Origin of the sequence: Geodermatophilus chilensis (assembly GCF_002802985.1) — a bacterium.
In the GTDB taxonomy this organism is placed as follows: domain Bacteria; phylum Actinomycetota; class Actinomycetes; order Mycobacteriales; family Geodermatophilaceae; genus Geodermatophilus; species Geodermatophilus chilensis.
In genome coordinates, this window is sequence record NZ_NVPT01000019.1 from 21,315 (window position 1) to 43,825 (window position 22,511).

Below are 22,511 nucleotides of genomic sequence, written 5' to 3' on the forward strand. Positions count from 1 at the left end.
GGATCACCTCCTGCGCTGGTAGGCGCAGGTCTCCGCAGGGAAGGACCTGTTCGTGAGCGAGACCACCGACCTCGTCACCGCGCCGCAGGGCGCAGGCCCCGACGAGGCACCTGCCGCTTCTGGGACGACGGGCCGCACCCGTCGCCGCGGCAGCGGGCTCTCCGGCATGCTGCTGCCCGAGCTGCAGCGACTGGCCGCCGAGCTCGGCATCTCCGGCACCGGCCGGATGCGCAAGGGCGACCTGGTCGCCGCCATCTCCGCCCGTCAGGTGGGCGAGGGCTCGACCCCGCCCGCCAACGGCACCTCCGCCATCCCGGCGGCCCGCGAGGCCGAGGCCCCGCGTCCGGCCGCCGCCACGGCCCAGCCGGTCGAGGCCCCCGTCAGCGGGGGCGCGAACGGCGGGCCGGTCACCGCGCCGGCCGAGGCCGGCAGCGACGCCGCACCCCGGCGCCGCCGCGGGGCCAGCCGCCCCGCCGGGTCGCCGTCCGCCGAGGGTGCCGCCCCCGCCGGTGAGGCCGCCACCTCGGCGCCCGAGCCGCGGGTCGAGACCCCGACCGTCGACGGCGCCGCCACCGACACCTCCGCCCCGGCCCGCGAGGGCACCGAGGGCGGCACCGACGGCGAGCGCGCCGAGGGCGACCGTCCGCAGCGCAACCGCGACCGCAACCGCAACCGCGGCGAGCGGGACGCCGGTGAGCGTGGCAACCGGGACAACGGCCGCGACGGCGGCGACCGGGCCGAGCGCGGCAACCGCAACGACCGCGACGCCAACCGGCCCGAGCGGGACGGCAACCGTGGTCCCGACCGCACCGAGCGCGGCGGCCGGCCGGAGAACCGCAACGACAACCGGAACGACCGCCCCACCGACCGCGGCAACGACCGCAGCGACGAGGACGACGACGACTTCGAGGGTGGTCGCGGCCGCCGGGGCCGCCGTTACCGGGATCGCAACCGCCGCGGCAACAACCGCGCAGAGCGGTTCGACCAGAACGAGCCGACCGTCAGCGAGGACGACGTCCTGCTGCCGGTCGCCGGGATCCTCGACGTGCTCGACAACTACGCGTTCGTCCGCACCTCCGGGTACCTGACCGGCCCGAACGACGTCTACGTGTCGCTGTCGCAGGTGCGCCGCTACGGCCTGCGTCGCGGCGACGCCATCACCGGCGCCGTCCGCCAGCCCCGCGAGGGCGAGCGCAAGGACAAGTACAACGCGCTGGTCCGGCTGGACACGGTCAACGGCCTGGAGCCCGAGCAGGCCCGGCAGCGCCCGGAGTTCACCAAGCTGACCCCGCTCTACCCGCAGGAGCGCCTGCGGCTGGAGACCGAGCCGCACCAGCTGACCACCCGGGTCATCGACCTGGTCATGCCGATCGGCAAGGGCCAGCGTGCGCTCATCGTGTCGCCGCCCAAGGCCGGCAAGACGATGGTGCTGCAGTCGATCGCCAACGCGATCACGACCAACAACCCCGAGTGCCACCTCATGGTCGTCCTCGTCGACGAGCGACCCGAGGAGGTCACCGACATGCAGCGCTCGGTGAAGGGCGAGGTCATCGCCTCGACCTTCGACCGGCCGCCGTCGGACCACACCACGGTCGCCGAGCTGTCCATCGAGCGGGCCAAGCGGCTGGTCGAGATGGGCCACGACGTCGTCGTCCTGCTGGACTCGATCACCCGCCTGGGCCGCGCCTACAACCTGGCGGCCCCCGCCAGCGGGCGCATCCTCTCCGGTGGTGTCGACTCCACGGCGCTCTACCCGCCCAAGCGCTTCCTCGGCGCCGCCCGCAACATCGAGAACGGCGGCTCGCTCACGATCATCGCCTCGGCGCTGGTCGAGACCGGTTCCACGATGGACACGGTCATCTTCGAGGAGTTCAAGGGCACCGGTAACGCGGAGATCAAGCTGGACCGCCGCCTGGCGGACAAGCGGGTCTTCCCGGCCGTCGACGTCAACGCGTCGGGTACGCGCAAGGAGGAGATCCTCATGTCGCCCGACGAGCTGGCCATCGTCATCAAGCTGCGCCGGGTGCTCGCCGCGCTCGAGCCGCAGCAGGCGCTGGAGCTGCTGCTCGACAAGCTGCGCAAGACGCGCAACAACATCGAGTTCCTCATGCAGATCCAGAAGACGACCCTGGGCCCCGGCAACGACTGAGGACCCTCCTGCCCCCCGACCCTCGCTGGCGCTCGGGCCGGGACCCTGCAGGAGGGCCGTTCCAGCCCCTCACCGTCGGCCGGGCTCGCGCGTCAGGGATACTGAGCGACTGAGCCCCGCTGCGCGACCGGAATGACCGGCCGGCCGCCGGCGTTCGACCACCTGAACGGCACAGACCACCGGAAGAGGCGACATGAAGCCCGGCATCCACCCCGACTACCACACCACCACGGTGACCTGTGGTTGCGGGAACACCTTCACCACCCGCAGCACGGCGCCCGGCGGTCAGCTGACCGTCGAGACCTGCTCCGCCTGCCACCCCTTCTACACGGGCAAGCAGCGGATCCTGGACACCGGCGGCCGCGTGGCCCGCTTCGAGAAGCGGTTCGGCAAGCGCAACGCCAACGCCGGCCAGTAGTCCCCCCGACGGCGCCCGTCCCACCTCGTGTGGGGCGGGCGCCGTCGTCGTGTCCAGCCCCGTCCTCCGGCGGTTTCCGCGGAAATCGCCGCCCCCCTCCCGGAGTGACCCCCCATGAGCAGCGCCGATGCCGCGCCCGACCGGCTGAGCGGGCTGCTGGCCGAGCACGCCGCGCTGGAGACCGAGCTGGCCGACCCCGCCGTCCACGCCGATCCCTCCCGTGCCCGCCGGCTGGGCCGCCGCTACGCGCAGCTGGCCCCGCTGGTGGAGACCAAGCGCGCCCTGGACGCCGTCCGCGACGACCTCGCCGCCGCGCGGGAGCTCGCCGGCGAGGACGCCTCCTTCGCCGCCGAGGCCGTGGCGCTCGAGCAGCGGGTGCCCGAGCTCGAGGAGCGGCTGCGCGAGCTGCTGCTGCCCAAGGACCCCGACGACGACAAGGACGTCATCCTCGAGATCAAGGCGGGGGAGGGCGGCGCGGAGTCGGCGCTGTTCGCCGGCGACCTGCTGCGCATGTACCTGCGCTACGCCGAGCGGCGCGGCTGGGCCACCGAGGTGCTCGACGCCGTCCCGGCCGAGCTCGGGGGCTACAAGGACGTCTCGATCGCGGTGAAGTCCCGCACCGACGAGGGCATCTGGTCGCGGCTGAAGTTCGAGGGCGGTGTGCACCGGGTGCAGCGGGTGCCGGTCACCGAGTCGCAGGGCCGCATCCACACCTCCGCCGTCGGCGTCCTGGTGCTGCCCGAGGCCGAGGAGGTCGACGTCACCGTCGACCCCAATGACCTGCGCATCGACGTCTTCCGCTCGTCGGGCCCCGGCGGGCAGAGCGTGAACACGACCGACTCCGCCGTCCGGATCACCCACCTGCCCACCGGCATCGTCGTCAGCTCGCAGAACGAGAAGAGCCAGCTGCAGAACCGCGAGTCCGCGCTGCGGGTGCTGCGCTCCCGGCTGCTGGCCGCCGCCCGCGAGGAGGCCGCCGCCGCCGCCAGCGACCAGCGCCGCAGCCAGGTCCGCACCGTCGACCGCAGCGAGCGGGTGCGCACCTACAACTTCCCGGAGAGCCGGATCTCCGACCACCGGGTCGGCTTCAAGGCGCACAACCTCGACCAGGTCCTCGACGGCGAGCTCGACCCGGTCATCGACGCCCTCACCCGCGCGCACACCGCCGAGCTGCTGGCGGCCGGGTCCTGAACGCCCGTCTCCTGCTGACCGGCGCGGCACGGCGGCTCGCCGACGCCGGCGTCGAGTCGCCACGGGTGGACGCCGAGCTGCTGCTCGCCCACGTCCTCGGCGTTCCGCGCACCGGCCTGCTCACCCTCGGCGAGGTGCCGGACGACGCCGTCGCCCGCTTCGAGGCCCTCGCCGGGCAGCGCGCCGACCGGGTGCCGCTGCAGCACCTCACCGGCCGTGCTCCGTTCCGTCACCTGGAGCTGGCGGTCGGCCCCGGTGTCTTCGTGCCGCGACCGGAGACCGAGCAGCTCGTCGAGTGGGCGCTGGCGCGGCTGGCCGGGGTCGCCGAGCCGGTCGTCGTCGACCTCGGCAGCGGTTCGGGCGCCATCGCGCTGTCGATCGCCCACGAGCACCCCGGCCCGCGGGTCACCGCCGTCGAGCACGACCCGGTCGCGATCGAGTGGACGAGGGCAAACGCCGCTGCGCGGGCCGCCGCGGGGGACCGGCCGGTCGAGGTCCTGGCCGGCGACATGACCGACCCCGGCCTGCTCCGGGAGCTCGACGGCGCGGTGGACCTCGTCGTCTCCAACCCGCCGTACGTCCCCGACGGCGCGACGGTGCCGCGCGAGGTGGCCGACCACGACCCGCCGCTGGCGCTGTGGGGCGGCCCCGACGGCCTCGACGTCGTCCGCGGGCTGCTGCGCACCGCCGCCCGGCTGCTGCGGCCCGGCGGCGGGCTCGGCATCGAGCACGCCGACCAGCAGGGGAGTGCGTTGCCGGCGCTGGTGCGCGCCTCCGGCGGCTGGACCGGCGTCGAGGACCACCCCGACCTGGCCGGCCGGCCGCGGTACACGACCGCGCACCGAGCCGGGGGATGACAGACTCGCCGCTCGTGGCCGACGTCTACGACTGCTCCGACCCCGACGCCCGCGCCGCCGGGCTGGACGCCGCCGCGGCGGCGATCGGCCGGGGCGAGCTGGTGCTGATGCCCACCGACACCGTCTACGGCGTCGCCGCCGACGCCTTCACCCCGCCGGCGGTCGCCGCGCTCCTGGCGGCGAAGAACCGCGGCCGCACGATGCCGGTCCCGGTGCTCATCGGCGAGGCCTCCACCCTCGTCGGGCTGGTCACCGTCGTCCCGCCGGTGGCGACGACGCTGGCCGAGGCGTTCTGGCCCGGGGGGCTGACCCTCGTCCTCGAGCACGCGGCGTCCCTGGCCTGGGACCTGGGGGACGCCGAGGGCACCGTCGCGGTCCGGCTGCCGGACGACGAGGTCGCCCGCGACCTGCTGCGGCGCACCGGCCCGCTCGCCGTCTCCAGCGCCAACCGCTCGGGCCGACCGGCCGCGACCACCGCCGAGGAGGCCGTCGCCCAGCTCGGCACTCACGCCGCCGTCGTCCTGGACGGCGGACCGCGCGCCGGGAGCGCGGCGAGCACGATCGTCGACTGCACGGTGCCGGCCCCGCGGGTGCTGCGGGTCGGCGCGATCCAGGTCGACCGGCTGCGCGAGGTCGTCCCCGAGATCGTCGACTGAAAGAGGACCCCCTGCCGCTCGCGAGCTCGCGGCGGGACCCTGCAGGGGGCGGCCGCCACCCATGTTGCGCAGGCTCAGGGCGGGACCCTGCAGGGTGGCCGTTCCCGTACGTCACCAGGCGCGCGGCGGGACCCTGCAGGGGGCCGCGGTCTCCCACTCCCCGCAGGCTCAGGACGGGGTCGGGCGCCGCCGATCCCGGTGGGCCGGGGGTCGGAGCGATACCGTGGGACCACAGTCCGTCGTCGATCCCGGGAGATCCGCTGCGATGAGCACCCTCTCCTGGGGCACCGTCACCGGCCCCGCCTGAGCCATGCGCGAGTACGTCGTCGTCCTGCTCACCGCCGGGCTGGTCACCTACCTGTCCACCCCGGTGGTGCGGCTGGCGGCGGTCCGGCTGCGCATGATGGCCGCGCCGCGCGAGCGGGACGTGCACGTCATCCCCACCCCGCGCGGCGGCGGCGTGGCGATGTACCTCGGCGTCGCCGCCGCGGTCCTGGTGGCGACCCGGCTGCCGGCCCTGCAACGCACCTTCGACGACTCGCAGACCGCCGCGGTCCTCATCGCCGGTGGGCTGATCTGCGCGCTCGGCGTGCTCGACGACAAGTTCGGCCTGGACGCGCTCACCAAGCTCACCGGGCAGATCGCCGCCGCCGGCGTGATGGTGCTGCTCGGCGTCCAGCTGCTGTACGTCTTCCTGCCGGTCGCCGACATCGGGACCCTCTCGCTGGGACCCGACATCGGCGTCCCGCTGACGCTGCTGCTGACGGTGCTCACCGTCAACGCGCTCAACTTCATCGACGGCCTCGACGGGCTGGCGGCGGGCGTCTCGGCGATCGCCGCCCTGGCCTTCTTCGCCTACAGCTACAACCTGCGCGTCGAGGGCTACGACGACATCGCCAGCGCCCCCACGCTGATCACCGCGGTCCTGGCCGGCGCGTGCCTGGGCTTCCTGCCACACAACTTCAGCCCGGCCCGCATCTTCATGGGCGACTCCGGCTCGATGCTCGTCGGCCTGATGCTCTCGGCGGCCGCCGTCTCGGCCACCGGGCAGGCCGACCCGCAGACGTTCGACTCCGCCGCCACCCTGCTGCCGCTGGCGCTGCCGCTGCTGGTGCCGATCGCGGTGCTCTCCATCCCGTTCATCGACCTCGTGATGGCGGTCGTCCGCCGCAGCCTGCGCGGTCGCTCGCCGTTCTCCCCGGACAAGATGCACCTGCACCACCGGCTGCTGGCGATCGGGCACTCGCACCGGCGCGCGGTGCTGGTCATGTACTTCTGGGCCGCGCTGCTCTCCTTCGGGGCGGTGGGCCTGTCCATCACCGGCGGCCGGGTGGAGCTGCTCGTCGGCATCGCGGTGCTGCTCGCCCTCGGCGTCGTCGTCGTCCTCGGCCCGCGCGCCCGCCGGGCCGCCCGTGAGGCCCGCGCGGCCGAGCTCGAGGCCCAGCGGCAGCGCAGCCGCGCCGACCACCCCACGGCGCGGGCGCTGCGCACCACCACCCCCTCCGTCCAGGGCCGGCCGGCCGACCCGGCCGGCAAGCCGTCGCCCCAGGGAGTCCGATGACCGTCACCGGGACCGAGCAGCAGCAGGTCCCGTGGGACCTCTCCTTCCTCCGCGTGGGGACGGCGGTGACCGCGGCGCTCACCGCCGTCGCCGCACCGGTCGCCGGTCTGCTCGCCGGGTCGGACGCCGCCGTGGCCGTGCTGCTCGGCGCCGCCGTCGTCACGTTCTTCTTCGCCCTCTCCGGCCTGGTCATCGCCTGGGCCGGGTGGCACGGCGACGCCTTCACCCTGCCCGCGGCGCTCGGGTCGTTCTTCGTGAAGATCCTGGTCCTGGCCGCCGTGCTGCAGTCGCTGCCGGCCGACGGGTGGGTGGACCGGCGCGCGCTGGCGTGGACGGTGGTCGTGGGCGCGCTGGTCTGGAGCGTCGTCCAGCAGCGCTGGGTCTGGACCCGCCGGCTCTACTACGTCCAGCCTCCCGCGCCGCCCCGTGCGGACCGGCCCGACCGGCCCTCGACCGGGGGATCCCCGCTGCCGCCGGGAGGCCCCGCGACACGCGGCTGATAGTGTCCCGGCCGATGGCCGAGGACAGCTCCTCCAACGGGGGTTCTCGACCTCGACCTGCACCGTCCACCGCGCGTCAGCCCAGTGGGGCCGACATCGGGTGGAGCATCACCGGGACCATGCTCTCGGGGATCGTCGTGTGGGGCGGGGTCGGGCTGGCGCTCGACCGCTGGTGGGGCACGCGCTTCGTCGCCCTGATCGGCGTGCTCCTCGGCCTGACAGTGGCTATCTACCTGGTGGTCGTCAAGTACGGCGCCCCGCCCCCGACCGAGGGGACCGGGCGCACCGGCTCCACCCGGGGCGGGCGTCGCAGCCCGACCAGGACGCAGAAGGGACAACGGTGACCTCCAGCGCCCACGCGCTCGCCGACGTGCTCGCCGCCGAAGGCGGCGGAGGGGAAGGCGGCTTCCAGTCTCCGACCATCGCCGAGTTCTACCCGCCGGCGGTCGCCGAGTTCTCGCTCCTGGGCGTCGACTTCGAGATCACCCGGATCACGATCATCATGTGGATCGCGACCGCCGCGATCCTGGCGCTGCTGGTGCTGGCCGCCCGCAAGGCGTCGGTCGTGCCGGGCAAGCTGCAGTACCTCGGCGAGAGCGGCTACTCGCTCGTCCGTGACGGCATGGCCCGCGACGTCATCGGCCCCAAGGGGCTGCCGTTCGCGCCCTTCCTGGCCTCGCTGTTTTTCTTCATCCTCGCGAACAACTTCATGAGCATCTTCCCGTTCGCGCAGATCTCCCCGAACTCCAGGTTCGCCATCCCGCTGCTGCTCGCGGTGATCGTCTGGGTGCTCTACAACTACGTCGGCATCCGCGAGCAGGGCGCGAAGCGCTACTTCAAGGACGCCGCCATCCCGCCGGGCGTGCCGATCGGGGCGCTCATCCTGGTGACGCCGATCGAGCTGCTGCAGGTCTTCGTGATCCGGCCGTTCACCCTCGCCGTCCGGCTCTTCGCCAACATGTTCGCCGGCCACATGCTGCTCGTCGTGTTCTCGCTCGGCGCCGTCTACCTGCTGGGCGCCGGCGGGATCATGCCGGTCTTCGGTGCGGCCTCCTTCCTCATGGCGCTGGTCATGACCTTCTTCGAACTGCTGGTCATCGTCCTGCAGGCTTACGTCTTCGTCGTCCTCACGGCGACCTACCTGAACGGCGCCGTCGAGCCCGCTCACTGACCGCACCACCCCCAGCCAGCCGCCCGGGGAACCCCCCGGGCGACCGACACAGGAGGAACCACCCCGCATGGACGTCATGGCAGAGCTCGTCGGCAGCATCGGATCGGTCGGCTACGGCCTCGCCGCCATCGGCCCGGGCATCGGCGTCGGCATCGTCTGGGCCGCCTACATCCAGGCGACCGCCCGGCAGCCCGAGTCGGCCGGCCTGACCCGTACCTACGCCTTCCTCGGCGCCGCGCTCTCCGAGGCGCTGGCCCTCATCGGCCTGGTCGTCCCCTTCATCTTCGGGCCGGGCAACGCCGGCTGACCTGAGTCCCGTCCAGGCTCCTCTGACGTAGGGACGTGCAGAGCATGAACATCCAGGCTGCGGAGTCGGCCAACCCGCTGCTCCCCCCGGTGGGGGAGATCATCATCGGGACGATCACCTTCGCGATCGCCTTCTTCGTGCTGGCCAAGTTCGTCTGGCCGCGCTTCGAGCAGGTCTTCCGGGCCCGCCGCGAGGCGATCGAGGGTGGCATCGAGCGGGCCGAGTCGATGCAGGCCGAGGCCAAGGCAGCGCTGGAGCAGTACCGCGCCCAGCTGGCCGAGGCCCGTACCGAGGCCGCGCAGATCCGTGACCAGGCCCGCGCCGAGGGCCAGCAGATCCTCGAGGAGCTGCGGGCCCAGGCGCAGGAGGAGTCGACGCGGATCATCGCCCGCGGCGAGGAGCAGCTGGCGGCCTCGCGGCAGCAGGTCGTCAACCAGCTGCGTGGCGAGATCGGCGCGCTCGCGGTCGACCTGGCCGGCCGCGTGGTCGGCGAGTCCCTCGAGGACCAGGCGCGCCGCAGCGGCACCGTCGACCGGTTCCTCGACCAGCTCGACGGCATGGCCGCCGGCGCCTCGCCGGACGGCCGGGGCGGTGCCACCGGCAGCTCGGTGTACGTGCCGCAGGGCGACCGCTGATGGATGCCTCCAGCCGCGCGGCGCTCGCCGTCGTCCGGGAGCGCCTCGAGGAGCTCACCCGGCCGACCTCCGGCCTGCTGGAGCGGGCGCGCGACCGGCTGACCGGCCAGGAGCGGGCCGCGACCGACGAGGAGCTCGTGGCCCTCGCCGACGAGCTGTTCGCCGTCGCACGCCTGCTCGACGGGCAGGTGGCGCTCCGGCGGGCGCTGTCTGACCCCTCGGCCTCCCCGGCCGACCGGGCCGGCGTCGCGCGGCGGCTGCTGTCCGGCCGGGTCTCCGGAGCCACGCTCGACCTGGTCGAGACCGCGGCCCGGCAGCGCTGGTCGCGGCCGCTGGACCTGGTGGAGGCGACCGAGGCCCTGGCCACGGACGCCGCGCTGGACGCCGCGGAGGCCCGCGGTGAGCTCGACGGCGTCGAGGACGAGCTCTTCCGGTTCGGGCGTATCGTCGGCGGGGATGCGGAACTGTCCCGGATCCTCAGCGACCGCACCGCGCCGTCCGCCGGCAAGGCCGCGCTGCTGGACCGGCTGCTCACCGGCCGGGTCAGCCCGATCACCGCGATGCTGCTGCGCAACCACCTCACCGGGCGGGCGATCGGCAACGCCGAGAACGTCGTCGAGCGGCTCTCCGACGCGGCCTCCGTCCGTCGCGGCCGGTCGGTGGCGCGCGTGACGACCGCCGTGCCGCTGACCGACGCGCAGGAGCGCCGGCTCACCGAGCTGCTGACCCGCCTCTACCACCGGCCGGTCGGCCTGCAGGTGACCGTCGACCCGAGCGTGCTCGGTGGCCTGGTCATCCGCGTCGGTGACGAGGTCATCGACGGCAGCATCGCCCACCGTCTCGAGACCGCCGGCCGACGGCTCGTCGGCTGACCCGGCTCCCACTCAGACACCACCCAGCAGGGAAGAGGACACCACGCCATGGCCGAGCTGACGATCTCCGCTGACGAGATCCGCAGTGCCATCCAGAACTACGTCACCGAGTACTCGCCCGACGTGTCGCGGGAAGAGGTCGGGGTCGTCACCGAGGCCGGCGACGGCATCGCCCGGGTCGAGGGCCTGCCCTCGGTCATGACCAACGAGCTGCTCGAGTTCGAGAGCGGCGTCCGCGGCCTGGCGCTGAACCTCGACGTCCGCGAGGTCGGCGTCGTCGTCCTCGGCGACTACGCCGGGATCGAAGAGGGCCAGCAGGTCCGCCGGACCGGCGAGGTCCTCTCCGTGCCGGTCGGCGACGGCTACCTCGGCCGCGTGGTCGACCCGCTGGGCAACCCGATCGACGGCGCCGGCCCGATCGCCACCACCGGCCGCCGCGCGCTGGAGCTGCAGGCGCCGACCGTCGTCCAGCGGCAGTCGGTGCACGAGCCCATGCAGACCGGCATCAAGGCCATCGACGCCATGACGCCGATCGGGCGCGGTCAGCGTCAGCTGGTCATCGGTGACCGGCAGACCGGCAAGACCGCGATCGTCACCGACACGATCATCAACCAGAAGCAGGCCTGGGCCACCGGCGACCCCGCCCAGCAGGTCCGCTGCATCTACGTCGCGGTCGGCCAGAAGGGCTCGACGATCGCGGCCATCCGCGCCTCCCTCGAGGAGGCCGGCGCGATGGAGTACACGACCATCGTCGCCGCCCCCGCCTCCGAGGCCGCGGGCTTCAAGTACATCGCCCCCTACACCGGCTCGGCCATCGGCCAGCACTGGATGTACGAGGGCAAGCACGTCCTGATCGTCTTCGACGACCTGTCCAAGCAGGCCGAGGCCTACCGGGCGGTCTCCCTGCTGCTGCGCCGTCCGCCGGGCCGCGAGGCCTACCCGGGCGACGTCTTCTACTTGCACTCCCGGCTGCTGGAGCGCTGCGCGAAGCTCTCCGACGAGCTGGGCGCCGGCTCGATGACCGGGCTGCCGCTCATCGAGACCAAGGGCAACGACGTGTCGGCCTACATCCCGACCAACGTCATCTCGATCACCGACGGGCAGATCTTCCTCGAGACGGGTCTGTTCAACTCCGGTGTCCGCCCGGCCATCAACGTCGGCATCTCGGTCTCCCGCGTGGGTGGCTCGGCGCAGATCAAGGCGATGAAGTCGGTCGCCGGCCGGCTGCGGCTGGACCTGGCCCAGTACCGCGAGCTGGAGGCCTTCGCCTCGTTCTCCTCCGACCTCGACGCCTCCAGCCGCGCGACGCTGGAGCGCGGTCAGCGCCTGGTCGAGCTGCTCAAGCAGGGCCAGTACCAGCCCTACCCCGTGGAGCGCGAGGTCGCCTCCATCTGGCTGGGCACCACCGGCAAGCTGGACAAGGTGCCGGTGTCGGAGGTCCGCCGCTTCGAGGCCGAGTTCCTCGACCACGTCGCCCGCAACCACGGTGGCGTCTTCGACGGGATCCGGCAGACCAAGGCGCTCGGGGACGACGCCGTCCAGGGGCTGGAGCGGGCCGTCGAGGAGTTCTACGGCCAGTTCCAGACCTCCGACGGCGGCACGCTGCGGGTCCACGAGGACGAGGCCGAGGCGATGGACGCGTCCGAGCGCGGCCAGGAGCGCGTCCAGGTCAAGCGGAGCGCCTGACCGTGGCCGCCAACCTCCGCGCGCTGCGGCGCCGCATCCGCTCCACGCGGTCGACGAAGAAGATCTTCTCGGCGCAGGAGCTGATCGCGGGCGCCCGCATCGTGCGCGCCCAGGCCCGGGTGCAGGCCTCCAAGCCCTATGCCCGGGAGATCACCCGGGTGCTGTCGGCCCTGGCGTCGTCGGCGTCGCTGGACCACCCGCTGCTGACCGAGCGGCAGGACGCGCGCCGGGCCGGGGTGCTCGTCATCACCTCCGACCGTGGCTTCGCCGGCTCGTACAACGTGAACGTGCTGCGCCGCACGGAGGAACTGCTGTCGCTGCTCCGTCAGGAGGGCAAGGAGCCGGTCCTCTACGTGGTGGGCCGCAAGGGGGAGACCTACTACTCCTTCCGCAACCGCGCGGTCGCGGAGACCTTCACGGGCTTCTCCGAGCAGCCGAGCTACCCCGACGCCCAGCGCGTGGGGGAGCAGCTCATCGCCGCCTTCACCGCCGGTGAGGACGACGACGAGGGCGGCGCCGGTGCCGACGGCATCCTCGGCGTGGACGAGCTGCACATCGTCTACACCGAGTTCCGGTCGCTGCTCGCGCAGATCCCGGTCGCCAAGCGGATGGCCCCGCTGGAGGTCGAGGAGGTCGAGGAGTTCGACTACGAGCGGGAGGACCGGGAGACCGGCGCGGGCGCCGGAACCGGGGACTCCGGGGTCCCCACCTCCTACGAGTTCGAGCCCTCGCCCGACGCGCTCCTGGACGCGCTGCTGCCGAAGTACGTCACGACGCGGATCTTCGCGGCGATGCTGGAGTCGGCGGCGTCGGAGTCGGCGTCCCGGCGGCGGGCCATGAAGTCGGCCTCGGACAACGCCGAGGAGCTGGCGAAGAACCTCTCGCGGCAGGCGAACCAGGCCCGCCAGGCCGAGATCACCCAGGAGATCAGTGAGATCGTCGGCGGTGCGGACGCGCTGGTGTCCGCGGGCGCCGACGACTGACCCCACCCCCGGCCGCTCCCGCGGCGGGGACACCGAAGACGCGGATCCACCGAGCCCGAGGGCAGGAGAGCAGTACAGATGACCGTCACCGAGGACCGTCCGACCACCCAGACGACCGGCCGCGTCGTCCGGGTCACCGGGCCGGTCGTCGACGTCGAGTTCCCGCGCGACGCGATGCCCGACCTGTTCAACGCCCTGGAGGTGGAGGTCACCCTCGCCGACCTGGGCAAGACGCTGACTCTCGAGGTCGCTCAGCACCTGGGTGACAACGTGGTCCGCACCATCTCGATGCAGCCGACCGACGGTCTGGTCCGCGGCGCCGACGTCCGGGACACCGGCTCCGCGATCTCCGTGCCCGTCGGCGACGTCACCACCGGTCACGTGTGGAACGCCCTCGGCCAGTGCCTGGACACCCCCGGCTACGGACTGGACGCCCCGCGCTGGACGATCCACCGGCACGCGCCGCGGTTCGACCAGCTCGAGGGCCGTACCGAGATGCTCGAGACCGGCATCAAGGTCATCGACCTGCTGACGCCCTACGTGGCCGGCGGGAAGATCGGCCTGTTCGGGGGCGCCGGTGTGGGCAAGACGGTGCTCATCCAGGAGATGATCCGCCGCGTCGCCCAGGAGTTCGGTGGTGTCTCGGTGTTCGCCGGCGTCGGCGAGCGCACCCGTGAGGGCAACGACCTCATCACCGAGATGACCGAGTCCGGCGTGATCGAGTCCACCGCGCTGGTCTTCGGGCAGATGGACGAGCCGCCGGGCACCCGGCTGCGGGTGGCGCTGTCCGCGCTGACGATGGCGGAGTACTTCCGCGACGAGCAGAACCAGGACGTGCTGCTCTTCATCGACAACATCTTCCGGTTCACCCAGGCCGGGTCCGAGGTCTCCACGCTGCTGGGCCGCATGCCCTCCGCCGTGGGTTACCAGCCGACCCTGGCCGACGAGATGGGCGAGCTGCAGGAGCGGATCACCTCGACCCGGGGTCACTCGATCACCTCGCTGCAGGCGATCTACGTGCCCGCCGACGACATCACCGACCCGGCGCCGCACACCACGTTCGCCCACCTCGACGCGACGACGGTGCTCAGCCGGCCGATCTCGGAGAAGGGCATCTACCCGGCCGTGGACCCGCTGGACTCCACCAGCCGGATCCTCGACCCGCAGTACGTCGGGCAGGAGCACTACGCGATCGCCCAGACGGTGAAGCAGGTGCTGCAGCGCTACCAGGAGCTGCAGGACATCATCGCCATCCTCGGCATCGACGAGCTCTCCGAGGAGGACAAGGTCACCGTCCAGCGGGCGCGGCGCGTGGAGCGCTTCCTCTCGCAGAACATGTTCGTGGCCGAGGCCTTCACCGGTCAGCCCGGCTCGTTCGTGCCGCGTTCGGAGACGCTGCAGGCGTTCAAGGCCATCACCGACGGCGAGTACGACAACGTGCCCGAGCAGGCCTTCTTCATGTGCGGTGGCCTCGAGGACCTCGAGCGCAACGCCGAGAAGCTCAAGCGCGGCTGAAGGAGGACCACCCTTCCCCCCATGCCTCGTCGAAGGACCCCGTCCTCCCCACCCCTCGCAAGCTCAGGGCGGGACCCGGGACGGGGCCAGCGGGGCCCTGGAGGGTGGCCGTTCCAGGACGTCACCTGGCTCAGCGCGGGCCCCTGCAGCGGGGCCGTTTCAGCACCGCCGAGAACGGCCGGGTCCCCAACGGGACCCGGCCGTTCCGTGTTTCCGGCCCGTGCGGCGGGTAGCCCCGCCGCGGTGGCCCGGACGGGTGTTCGTGGTGCGGGTCGCCTCAAGGGCTCCTCGCCCCGTGCCGATCTGGTGCGAGGACGCCCGGACCAGCTGGGCGACGATCGGGAGCGACGACGTGGACGGCAGCACCGGGACCCGGGTGGACGGCGCTGACTGGAGCTGGCCGCCGTCGGCGGCCGTGCCCTACGTCGGGGGCCGGCAGTTCCACACCGAGGACTGGGCGCCGGCCTCGACCGTGCGCCGTCCCTGGGTCCGCGTGGGCCGCTGGACCCTGCTGTACCGCCGCTGCGCCTGAAGAACGATCCCTCCTCCCCACCCTTCGCGAGCTCGGGACGGTGCCCGGCAGGGGGCTGGGCGGGGATCGGGCGGGTGCGCCACTAGAGTGGAGGTGACCCGTCGCCGTGTCCACCCCGGACGTGGCGACCCGTACCGCCGGTCGGTGGACCCCGAGGAGTGTCGTGGCGACCCTGCATGTCGAGTTGGTGGCCGTCGAGCGGATGATCTGGTCCGGCGAGGCCAGCATGGTCGTGGCCCGCACGACCGAGGGTGAGCTCGGCGTCCTGCCCGGCCACGCGCCGCTGCTGGGCCAGCTCGCCGATGGCGGCGTGGTCACCGTCCGCACCGTCGAGGGCGAGGACATGGTCGTGGCGGCCCACGGCGGCTTCCTGTCGGTCACCGACCGCGGCGTCTCGATCCTCGCCGAGACCGCGGAGATCTCCTCCGAGATCGACGTCGAGCGGGCCCGCGAGGCCCTGCGCCGGGCGGAGGACGCCGGGGACGACCCCGACGCCCTCGCCGCCGCCAAGCGCGCCCAGTCGCGGCTGCGCGCCGCGGGTCAGGACGCCTGAGCCGCCGACGTCCCGCCTGGCCGCCCGGTGCCCCCGATGACGACCGAACTGCTCCTCCTGGTCGCCGTGGGGGTCCTCGTCGGGCTGGTCGTGGCCTTCCTGCTGCGCCGCCGTTTCCTGCTCTCCGGGCTCGGCGCGGTCACCATGTGGCTGCGCCCGTCCGGCTCGCCGCGCTGGTCGGTGGGTGTGGCCTGGTACGGCGGCGACTCGCTGCTCTGGTACCGCGCGCTGTCGCTGTCGGTGCGCCCGCAGCAGCGGCTGTGCCGTGCGGAGGTCCAGGTGCAGGGACGGCGCCGCGCGGGGGCGTCGGACGTCGCCCTGCCCGACGACGTCGTCGTCGTCTCCTGTGCCACCGCGGCCGGCCCCCGCGAGCTGGCCATGGACTCCTCCACGGTGACGGGTTTCCTCTCCTGGGTGGAGTCCGCGCCGCCGGTGCGGTGAAAGAGACCCCGTCCTCCTCACCGCTCGCAAGCTCGCGGCGAGCCTCTGGACGGGGCCAGCCCGGGACGCGGGCGCGGTGGGACCCTGTAGCGGCCGCCTCAGTCCTCGCGGGCCGCGCGCTGGGCGTGGGCGCCGCTGTGCGCGCCGGGCTCCCAGAGCACGTCACCGCCGGGGTTGGCCACCCGGGCGAGGATGAACAGCAGGTCCGAGAGCCGGTTGAGGTAGCGCGCGGTCTCGGCGTTGGTGCGCTCGCCGTCGGCCTCCAGCAGCGCCCACACGCTGCGCTCGGCCCGTCTCGTGACGACGCGGGCCTGGTGCAGCAGCGCGGCCAGCGGCGTGCCCCCGGGCAGGATGAAGCTGGTCAGCTTGGGCAGCTCGGCGTTGTACGTGTCGCAGGCCGCCTCGAGCCGCTCGGTGTAGGCGGCGGTGACCCGCAGCGGCGGGTACTGCGGGTCCGGGGTGACCGGCGTGGAGAGGTCGGCGCCGACGTCGAACAGGTCGTTCTGCACGCTGCGCAGCAACTCGGTGAGCTCCGGGCTCGGCGACCCGAGGGCCAGCGCCACACCGAGCACGCTGTTGGCCTCGTCGACGTCGGCGTACGCCGCCAGGCGCGGGTCGGTCTTCGCCACCCGGCTCATGTCCCCGAGGTGCGTCTGGCCGGCGTCGCCGGTCTTGGTGTAGATGCGGGTCAGCCGGACGGTCATGCCCGGAGCCTAGGTGGTCCGGCGGCCGGGGCAGGGCGCCACCGTAGGGTGGACCGGTGGAGTGCTTCGACGTCACCGGCGGTTCGGCCCTGACCGGGCGGGTGCGGGTGACCGGCGCCAAGAACAGCGCCCTCAAGCTCATGGCGGCCGCGCTGCTGGCCGCCGGGCGGACCACCATCGACGAGGTCCCCGACATCCTCGACGTGGCGATCATGAGCGAGGTGCTGCGCCGGCTCGGCTGCGAGGTCACCTACGAGCGGCACCCGCAGGGCGGTGGCGGCCGGCTCGTCGTCGACGTGCCCGACGAGCCCTCCACGGAGACCGACTACGACCTGGTCCGCCGGATGCGCGCCTCGATCAGCGTGCTCGGCCCGCTCGTCGCCCGGTGCGGCTCGGCCAAGGTGGCGCTGCCGGGCGGCGACGCGATCGGCTCGCGCGGCCTGGACATGCACATCTCCGGCCTGGAGCGGCTCGGCGCCACCATCAAGAGCGAGCACGGCTTCCTGGTGGCCACCGCGCCGCGGCTGGAGGGCACCAGCATCTGGCTGGACTTCCCGTCGGTCGGAGCGACCGAGAACCTGGTCATGGCCGCGGTGCTCGCCGAGGGGACGACGGTCATCGACAACGCCGCGCGCGAGCCGGAGATCGCCGACCTCTGCGCGATGCTCACCGCGATGGGCGCGCAGATCGACGGCGCGGGCACCTCGACCATCATCGTCGACGGGGTGCCGGCGCTGCATCCGGTCACCTGCACGACCGTGCCGGACCGGATCGTGGCCGGCACCTGGGCCATCGGCGCGGTGATGACCCGCGGGGACGTCGTCATCGAGCGGGCGGTCGCCGACCACCTCACCGTGGCGCTGGCCAAGCTCAGCGACGCCGGGGCGCACGTCGAGCCGCTGCCCGACGGGCTGCGGGTGGCGATGGACGGCCGCCCGCGCTGCGTGGACGTCGTCACGCTGCCCTACCCCGGCTTCCCGACCGACCTCCAGCCGATGGCGGTCGCGCTGGCCGCGGTCTCCACCGGCACGGCGCTGATCACCGAGAACGTGTTCGAGGGTCGGTTCATGTTCGTCAACGAGCTGGTCCGGCTGGGGGCCTCGGTGCGCACCGACGGCCACCACGCCGTCGTCCGGGGCCGCGAGCGGCTCTCCAGCGCGCCGGTGCTGGCCACCGACATCCGCGCCGGCGCCGGGCTGGTGCTGGCCGGGCTGGTCTCCGACGGCGTCACCCAGGTGCAGGACGTGCACCACGTCGACCGCGGCTACCCCGACTTCGTCGAGCAACTGCGCGGCCTGGGCGCGCAGATCGAGCGGGTGCAGCGACCCGACTGAACGGCCCTCGTGCAGGGGCTCGAGCCGAGCGGTCGAAGGACCCCGTCCTCCTCACCCCTCGCACGCTCGGGGCGAGCCTCGGGACGGGGCCGGCTTCAGCCGGAGGGAAAGGCGGCGGCGACCGCCCGCGCCCGGTCGGCGTCCTCGGGGAAGACGAGCACCTCCGCGCGGTGGGGGCCGGTGGAGCGCACGGTCGAGCGGATCCCCGCGTCGGAGAGCACCGCGCGCAGCGCCAGCGCCGACTCGCGCCGGGACAGCGTGGCGACGCGGGTCAGCAGCCCGTCGTCCGCCGGGGGACGACGGCGGGGGTCGCTCCGGAAGGCCCACCGCAGGAAGAGGGTGAGCCCGGCCACGACGGCGAAGGCGATCACCGGTCCCGCCAGGTAGTGCGTGCCGGCCACCGGCGTCATCCCAGTCCTCCCCTCGGCGCCTGCGAGTGTGCCACCGGGGGGACACCCGGAGGGGACACCCGGAGGGGGCCTCGCTACTGACCGGTAGCGCCCTTAGACTCCGCGTCCATGCCGTTCCCTTCAACGCCGAAGGACCGCGACCGCCCCTGGGTCATGCGCACCTACGCGGGTCACTCGTCGCCGGCCGAGTCCAACGCGCTGTACCGGCGCAACCTCGCCAAGGGGCAGACCGGCCTCTCGGTCGCCTTCGACCTGCCCACGCAGACGGGCTACGACCCCGACGACGAGCTCTCCATCGGTGAGGTCGGCAAGGTCGGTGTGCCGGTCACGCACCTCGGCGACATGCGTGCGCTCTTCGACGGCATCCCGCTCGACGAGATGAACACGTCGATGACGATCAACGCCACCGCGATGTGGCTGCTGGCCCTCTACCAGGCGGTGGCCGAGGAACACGGTCACGACGTGTCGAAGCTCGCCGGGACGACGCAGAACGACATCATCAAGGAGTACCTGTCGCGCGGGACGTACGTCTTCCCGCCCGGGCCCTCGATGCGGCTGATCACCGACATGGTCGCCTACACCGTGTCGGCGATGCCGAAGTGGAACCCGACCAACATCTGCAGCTACCACCTGCAGGAGGCCGGGGCGACGCCGGTGCAGGAGATCGCCTACGCGATGAGCACCGCGATCGCCGTCCTGGACTCGGTGCGTGACTCCGGCCAGGTGCCGCAGGAGCGCTTCGGCGAGGTCGTCGCGCGCATCTCGTTCTTCGTCAACGCGGGCGTCCGCTTCGTCGAGGAGCTGTGCAAGATGCGGGCGTTCACCCAGCTCTGGGACGAGCTGACCCGGGAGCGCTACGGCGTCGAGGACCCCAAGCACCGCCGCTTCCGCTACGGCGTGCAGGTCAACTCGCTGGGACTGACCGAGGCGCAGCCGGAGAACAACGTCCAGCGGATCGTCCTGGAGATGCTCGCGGTCACCCTGTCCAGGGACGCCCGCGCCCGCGCCGTGCAGCTGCCGGCCTGGAACGAGGCGCTGGGGCTGCCCCGGCCCTGGGACCAGCAGTGGTCGCTGCGGCTGCAGCAGGTGCTGGCCTTCGAGACCGACCTGCTCGAGTACGAGGACCTGTTCACCGGCTCGGTCGTCGTCGAGAAGAAGGTCGCCGAGCTCGTCGAGGGCGCCCGCGCGGAGATCGCCCGGGTGCAGGAGATGGGCGGCGCGGTGGCCGCCGTCGAGTCCGGCTACATGAAGGGCCAGCTGGTGGCCTCGCTGGCCGAGCGGCGCCGGCGCATGGAGAGCGGTGAGGACGTCGTCGTCGGCGTCAACAAGTTCGACACCACCGAACCCAACCCGCTGACCGCCGATCTCGACACCGCGATCATGACGGTCGACCCCGCGGTCGAGGCGGCCGCGTGCGAGTCGGTCAAGAAGTGGCGTGCCGCGCGCGACCCGGAGCCGGTCGAGCGGGCGCTCGCGTGGCTGCGCGAGGTCGCCGGCACCGACGAGAACCTGATGGCCGCCACCCTGGAGTGCGCCCGCGCGGGCGTGACGACGGGGGAGTGGGCCGGCGTGCTGCGCGAGGTGTTCGGCGAGTACCGAGCCCCCACCGGCGTCGCCGCGGCCGCCGGTGGCGGGGAGGCCGACGCGAGGCTGGCCGACGTCCGGGAGCGGGTGCGCGCCACGGGCGAGGAGTTCGGCGGGCGGCTGCGGTTCCTGGTCGGCAAGCCCGGCCTCGACGGGCACAGCAACGGCGCCGAGCAGATCGCCGTCCGTGCCCGCGATGCCGGCTTCGAGGTCGTCTACCAGGGCATCCGGCTCACGCCCGCGCAGATCGTGAGCGCCGCGGTCGAGGAGGACGTGCACGTCGTCGGCCTGTCGGTGCTCTCCGGCTCGCACCTGCAGGTGGTGCCGGCCGTGCTCCAGGGGCTGCGGGACGCCGGCCTCGAGGACGTCCCCGTGGTCGTCGGGGGGATCGTCCCCGACAGCGACGCCCGCCGGCTGCGCGAGCTGGGCGTGGCCCGGGTCTTCACGCCGAAGGACTTCGGGCTGACCGACATCATGGGCCGGATCGTCGACGTGGTCCGCGAGGCCAACGGCCTCGACCAGGAGATCCCGGCGAACGCCTGAGACCGGGTCGCATCGACTCGAGCGATGTGCACGCACGGCCCGCTCCCCAGGCCGCGTGCCGTGCGTGCACATCGCCGGTGCTGCGGAGCTCCAGGTCTCGGTGAGCTCTCTCCGACGGTTCAGAGTGGAACGACGACGCCCTCGGTGGCGCTGCGGCGGGCGGCGTCCAGCACCGTGGCGGTGACGACGGCGTCCCGCGGGTCGACCGGCACCGGTCCCTGCCCGCGGACGGCGGCGGCGAAGGCCGGGTAGAAGGTGTCCCAGCGGCCGCGCTCGGTGGGCACCACGACGCCCTCGTCGCCGCGGCGCAGCCGACCCCAGCGCTCCTGCGGCTCGGCGCCCCAGCGCTCGCCCAGCGTCGCCGGGGTCTGCCCGGCCAGCAGCGCGGCCTCCTGCCCGTCCATCGGCCCGCCGACGACGTAGCCGCCCTCGGTGCCGCTCACCCGGAAGCGGTCCCCGGGCGCGCTCTGGCTCCAGCTGCCCCACAGGTGCGAGCGGCCGCCCGCGGCGTGGGTGAGCGCGACGAAGACGTCGTCGTCCAGACCCGACTCCCGCACCCGCCACTCGGCGTAGACGCTCGTCACCGGGCCGAGCAGCACCAGTGCCTGGTCGACCAGGTGGCTGCCGAAGTCCAGCAGCGTGCCGCCGCCCGCGGCCGGCGGGCCCGGGTCGGGCTCGAACCGCTCGAAGCGCGACTCGAAGCGGGTCACCGTGCCCAGCCGGCCGGCGTCCACCAGCGCCCGGACGGTGCGGAAGTCGGAGTCCCAGCGGCGGTTCTGGTACGGCGCCAGCGGCAGCCGGCGGGCCGCGGCCAGCCGCACCGCCCCCTCCGCGGCCGGCGCGTCCAGCGCGAACGGCTTGTCGCAGACCACGGCGAGGTCCAGGCCGAGCGCCTGCTCGGTCAGCGGGGTGTGCGTGTCGGCCGGGGTGGAGACCGCCACCGCCTCGGCACCGGCGTTGGCCAGCTCCTCGAGCGAGCCGAAGGTGCGCAGGCCGGGGTGTTCGGCGGCGACCTGCGCACGCCGCTCGGCCGACGTCGTCACCACGCCCAGGAGGTCGACCTCCGGCGCAGCCGCCAGCAGGGGTGCGTGGAAGTACCGGCCGCCGAAGCCGTAGCCCACCAGTCCGAAGCGCACGGGGTCCATGCCGCGATCATGCACTCCGGTGCCTCAGCGCAGGCGGGGGCCGAAGCGGACGTCCACGCCAGGGGAGAACAGCACGCTGTCGGGAGCCCCCTCGACCGGCGGCAGCCCGGCCGCGGCCACCAGGTCCTCCTCGCAGGCGACCAGCTCGGCGGTGTGCAGCGGCCAGGCCGGGTGCTCGTTCGGCCAGTACGCCGGCCGGCCGGCCGCCGACTGGTGCAGCCCCCACCGGCCGGTGAGGAACCCGGCCAGGGAGCCGGGGTCCGCCAGCCGGGCCCCCACCCGGACGACGATCCGTCCGCCGGCCCCGCGCGGGCCCGGCCAGCGCCGGCGGGAGGTGTAGGTGACCAGGTCGCCGTCGCGCCGCACCCGCATCCGCGCCCAGCAGTAGGGCAGTCCGGCGACCCAGCGGGCGGCGAGCACGGGCAGCAGCCGGTCGGCGTCCAGCGACCGGAACACCACGCCGCGCCGGCCCCGGTCGTCGACGGAGTAGAGCCGGACGTTGGTCTCGGCGAAGGACCCCGCCCACGGCAGGCCCGGTGCGCCGAGCAGGCCGATCCGGCGCATCCGGAAGGGGATCAGCCCGACGTACGTGGCGCCGTCGAGCACGTCGGGCCGGGCGCCCGCGGGGAGCAGCGGGGCGACCAGCGCCGGGTCCACCGCCCAGTGCAGGAAGGTGACATCACGCCAGCCCTGCGTGAACACGGTGCGCCCGGCCGGCCGGGCGCACCGTGTTCACGCAGGGCTGGCGTGATGTCACCTTCCTG

The 22,511-nt window shown here is 73.5% G+C and carries 24 protein-coding genes; 20 read left to right on the top strand and 4 right to left on the bottom strand.

Annotated features, from left to right (window positions below; translation table 11 throughout):
• The first annotated feature begins 52 nt into the window (after positions 1-52).
• From rho to CNO22_RS05205, 18 genes are all read left to right on the top strand, one after another.
• A complete protein-coding gene (gene rho, locus CNO22_RS05120; RefSeq protein WP_100498262.1) occupies positions 53-2,149 on the top strand; it encodes a transcription termination factor Rho in 2,097 nt (698 codons plus the stop codon).
• A 193-nt stretch (positions 2,150-2,342) separates the two neighbouring features.
• Positions 2,343-2,567 (top strand): 50S ribosomal protein L31, encoded by a 225-nt coding sequence (gene rpmE / locus CNO22_RS05125; RefSeq protein WP_100498263.1) that lies wholly within the window; start codon positions 2,343-2,345, stop codon positions 2,565-2,567.
• A 114-nt stretch (positions 2,568-2,681) separates the two neighbouring features.
• Complete coding sequence (prfA, locus tag CNO22_RS05130) at positions 2,682-3,758, top strand: peptide chain release factor 1 (RefSeq protein WP_100498264.1); 1,077 nt, start codon at positions 2,682-2,684, stop codon at positions 3,756-3,758.
• A 14-nt stretch (positions 3,759-3,772) separates the two neighbouring features.
• Positions 3,773-4,615, top strand: coding sequence for a peptide chain release factor N(5)-glutamine methyltransferase (gene prmC, locus CNO22_RS05135; RefSeq protein WP_269799570.1), 843 nt, complete (start codon positions 3,773-3,775; stop codon positions 4,613-4,615).
• On the top strand, positions 4,612-5,271 hold the full coding sequence (locus CNO22_RS05140) for an L-threonylcarbamoyladenylate synthase (protein WP_100498266.1): 660 nt from the start codon (positions 4,612-4,614) through the stop codon (positions 5,269-5,271). The genes prmC and CNO22_RS05140 overlap by 4 nt, the downstream gene beginning before the upstream one ends.
• Positions 5,272-5,581: 310 nt before the next feature.
• Positions 5,582-6,832, top strand: coding sequence for a glycosyltransferase family 4 protein (locus tag CNO22_RS05145; RefSeq protein ID WP_100498267.1), 1,251 nt, complete (start codon positions 5,582-5,584; stop codon positions 6,830-6,832).
• On the top strand, positions 6,829-7,332 hold the full coding sequence (locus CNO22_RS05150; RefSeq protein WP_100498268.1) for a hypothetical protein: 504 nt from the start codon (positions 6,829-6,831) through the stop codon (positions 7,330-7,332). Before CNO22_RS05145 ends, CNO22_RS05150 begins: the two co-directional genes overlap by 4 nt.
• A 119-nt stretch (positions 7,333-7,451) precedes the next feature.
• On the top strand, positions 7,452-7,676 hold the full coding sequence (locus tag CNO22_RS05155; RefSeq protein WP_232806807.1) for an AtpZ/AtpI family protein: 225 nt from the start codon (positions 7,452-7,454) through the stop codon (positions 7,674-7,676).
• Positions 7,673-8,503 (top strand): F0F1 ATP synthase subunit A, encoded by an 831-nt coding sequence (atpB, locus tag CNO22_RS05160; RefSeq protein ID WP_100498269.1) that lies wholly within the window; start codon positions 7,673-7,675, stop codon positions 8,501-8,503. The genes CNO22_RS05155 and atpB overlap by 4 nt, the downstream gene beginning before the upstream one ends.
• Before the next feature lie 67 nt (positions 8,504-8,570).
• The gene (gene atpE, locus CNO22_RS05165; protein ID WP_100498270.1) at positions 8,571-8,810 is read left to right on the top strand and encodes an ATP synthase F0 subunit C; all 240 of its coding nucleotides are present in this window, start codon (positions 8,571-8,573) and stop codon (positions 8,808-8,810) included.
• A gap of 44 nt (positions 8,811-8,854) precedes the next feature.
• Entirely contained in the window at positions 8,855-9,445 is a 591-nt protein-coding gene (locus CNO22_RS05170; RefSeq protein ID WP_100498271.1) for a F0F1 ATP synthase subunit B, read from the top strand.
• Positions 9,445-10,317 carry a F0F1 ATP synthase subunit delta gene (locus tag CNO22_RS05175; protein WP_100498272.1) on the top strand — a complete coding sequence of 291 codons (873 nt, stop codon included), beginning with the start codon at positions 9,445-9,447 and terminating at the stop codon, positions 10,315-10,317. The genes CNO22_RS05170 and CNO22_RS05175 overlap by 1 nt, the downstream gene beginning before the upstream one ends.
• A gap of 48 nt (positions 10,318-10,365) precedes the next feature.
• Positions 10,366-12,003 carry a F0F1 ATP synthase subunit alpha gene (gene atpA, locus CNO22_RS05180; RefSeq protein WP_100498273.1) on the top strand — a complete coding sequence of 546 codons (1,638 nt, stop codon included), beginning with the start codon at positions 10,366-10,368 and terminating at the stop codon, positions 12,001-12,003.
• Between the two features lie 2 nt (positions 12,004-12,005).
• Entirely contained in the window at positions 12,006-12,986 is a 981-nt protein-coding gene (locus CNO22_RS05185; protein WP_100498274.1) for a F0F1 ATP synthase subunit gamma, read from the top strand.
• A 78-nt stretch (positions 12,987-13,064) separates the two neighbouring features.
• Positions 13,065-14,501, top strand: coding sequence for a F0F1 ATP synthase subunit beta (gene atpD / locus CNO22_RS05190; RefSeq protein ID WP_100498275.1), 1,437 nt, complete (start codon positions 13,065-13,067; stop codon positions 14,499-14,501).
• A gap of 295 nt (positions 14,502-14,796) precedes the next feature.
• Positions 14,797-15,033 (top strand): hypothetical protein, encoded by a 237-nt coding sequence (locus tag CNO22_RS05195; RefSeq protein ID WP_100498276.1) that lies wholly within the window; start codon positions 14,797-14,799, stop codon positions 15,031-15,033.
• A 163-nt stretch (positions 15,034-15,196) separates the two neighbouring features.
• Positions 15,197-15,586, top strand: a complete 390-nt coding sequence (locus CNO22_RS05200; RefSeq protein WP_100498277.1) for a F0F1 ATP synthase subunit epsilon — start codon at positions 15,197-15,199, stop codon at positions 15,584-15,586.
• Between the two features lie 36 nt (positions 15,587-15,622).
• Positions 15,623-16,027, top strand: coding sequence for a DUF2550 domain-containing protein (locus CNO22_RS05205; RefSeq protein WP_100498287.1), 405 nt, complete (start codon positions 15,623-15,625; stop codon positions 16,025-16,027).
• A gap of 98 nt (positions 16,028-16,125) precedes the next feature.
• Here the strand turns inward: CNO22_RS05205 and CNO22_RS05210 are convergent, their stop codons facing one another.
• A complete protein-coding gene (locus CNO22_RS05210) occupies positions 16,126-16,731 on the bottom strand; it encodes a cob(I)yrinic acid a,c-diamide adenosyltransferase (RefSeq protein ID WP_100498278.1) in 606 nt (201 codons plus the stop codon).
• A gap of 56 nt (positions 16,732-16,787) precedes the next feature.
• Between CNO22_RS05210 and murA the strand changes: the two genes are divergently transcribed.
• Positions 16,788-18,065, top strand: a complete 1,278-nt coding sequence (gene murA / locus CNO22_RS05215; RefSeq protein ID WP_100498279.1) for a UDP-N-acetylglucosamine 1-carboxyvinyltransferase — start codon at positions 16,788-16,790, stop codon at positions 18,063-18,065.
• Positions 18,066-18,160: 95 nt separating this feature from the next.
• On the opposite strand, the gene CNO22_RS05220 is transcribed toward murA, so the two are convergent.
• A complete protein-coding gene (locus CNO22_RS05220; protein WP_100498280.1) occupies positions 18,161-18,475 on the bottom strand; it encodes a hypothetical protein in 315 nt (104 codons plus the stop codon).
• A 108-nt stretch (positions 18,476-18,583) separates the two neighbouring features.
• On the opposite strand from CNO22_RS05220, the gene CNO22_RS05225 reads away from it, so the two are divergent.
• The gene (locus CNO22_RS05225; RefSeq protein WP_100498281.1) at positions 18,584-20,602 is read left to right on the top strand and encodes a protein meaA; all 2,019 of its coding nucleotides are present in this window, start codon (positions 18,584-18,586) and stop codon (positions 20,600-20,602) included.
• Positions 20,603-20,721: 119 nt separating this feature from the next.
• Here the strand turns inward: CNO22_RS05225 and CNO22_RS05230 are convergent, their stop codons facing one another.
• Complete coding sequence (locus CNO22_RS05230; RefSeq protein WP_100498282.1) at positions 20,722-21,747, bottom strand: Gfo/Idh/MocA family protein; 1,026 nt, start codon at positions 21,745-21,747, stop codon at positions 20,722-20,724.
• A gap of 24 nt (positions 21,748-21,771) precedes the next feature.
• Positions 21,772-22,449: a YqjF family protein gene (locus CNO22_RS05235; RefSeq protein WP_100498283.1), complete on the bottom strand. Its 678-nt coding sequence runs from the start codon at positions 22,447-22,449 to the stop codon at positions 21,772-21,774.
• Positions 22,450-22,511: the final 62 nt, after the last annotated feature.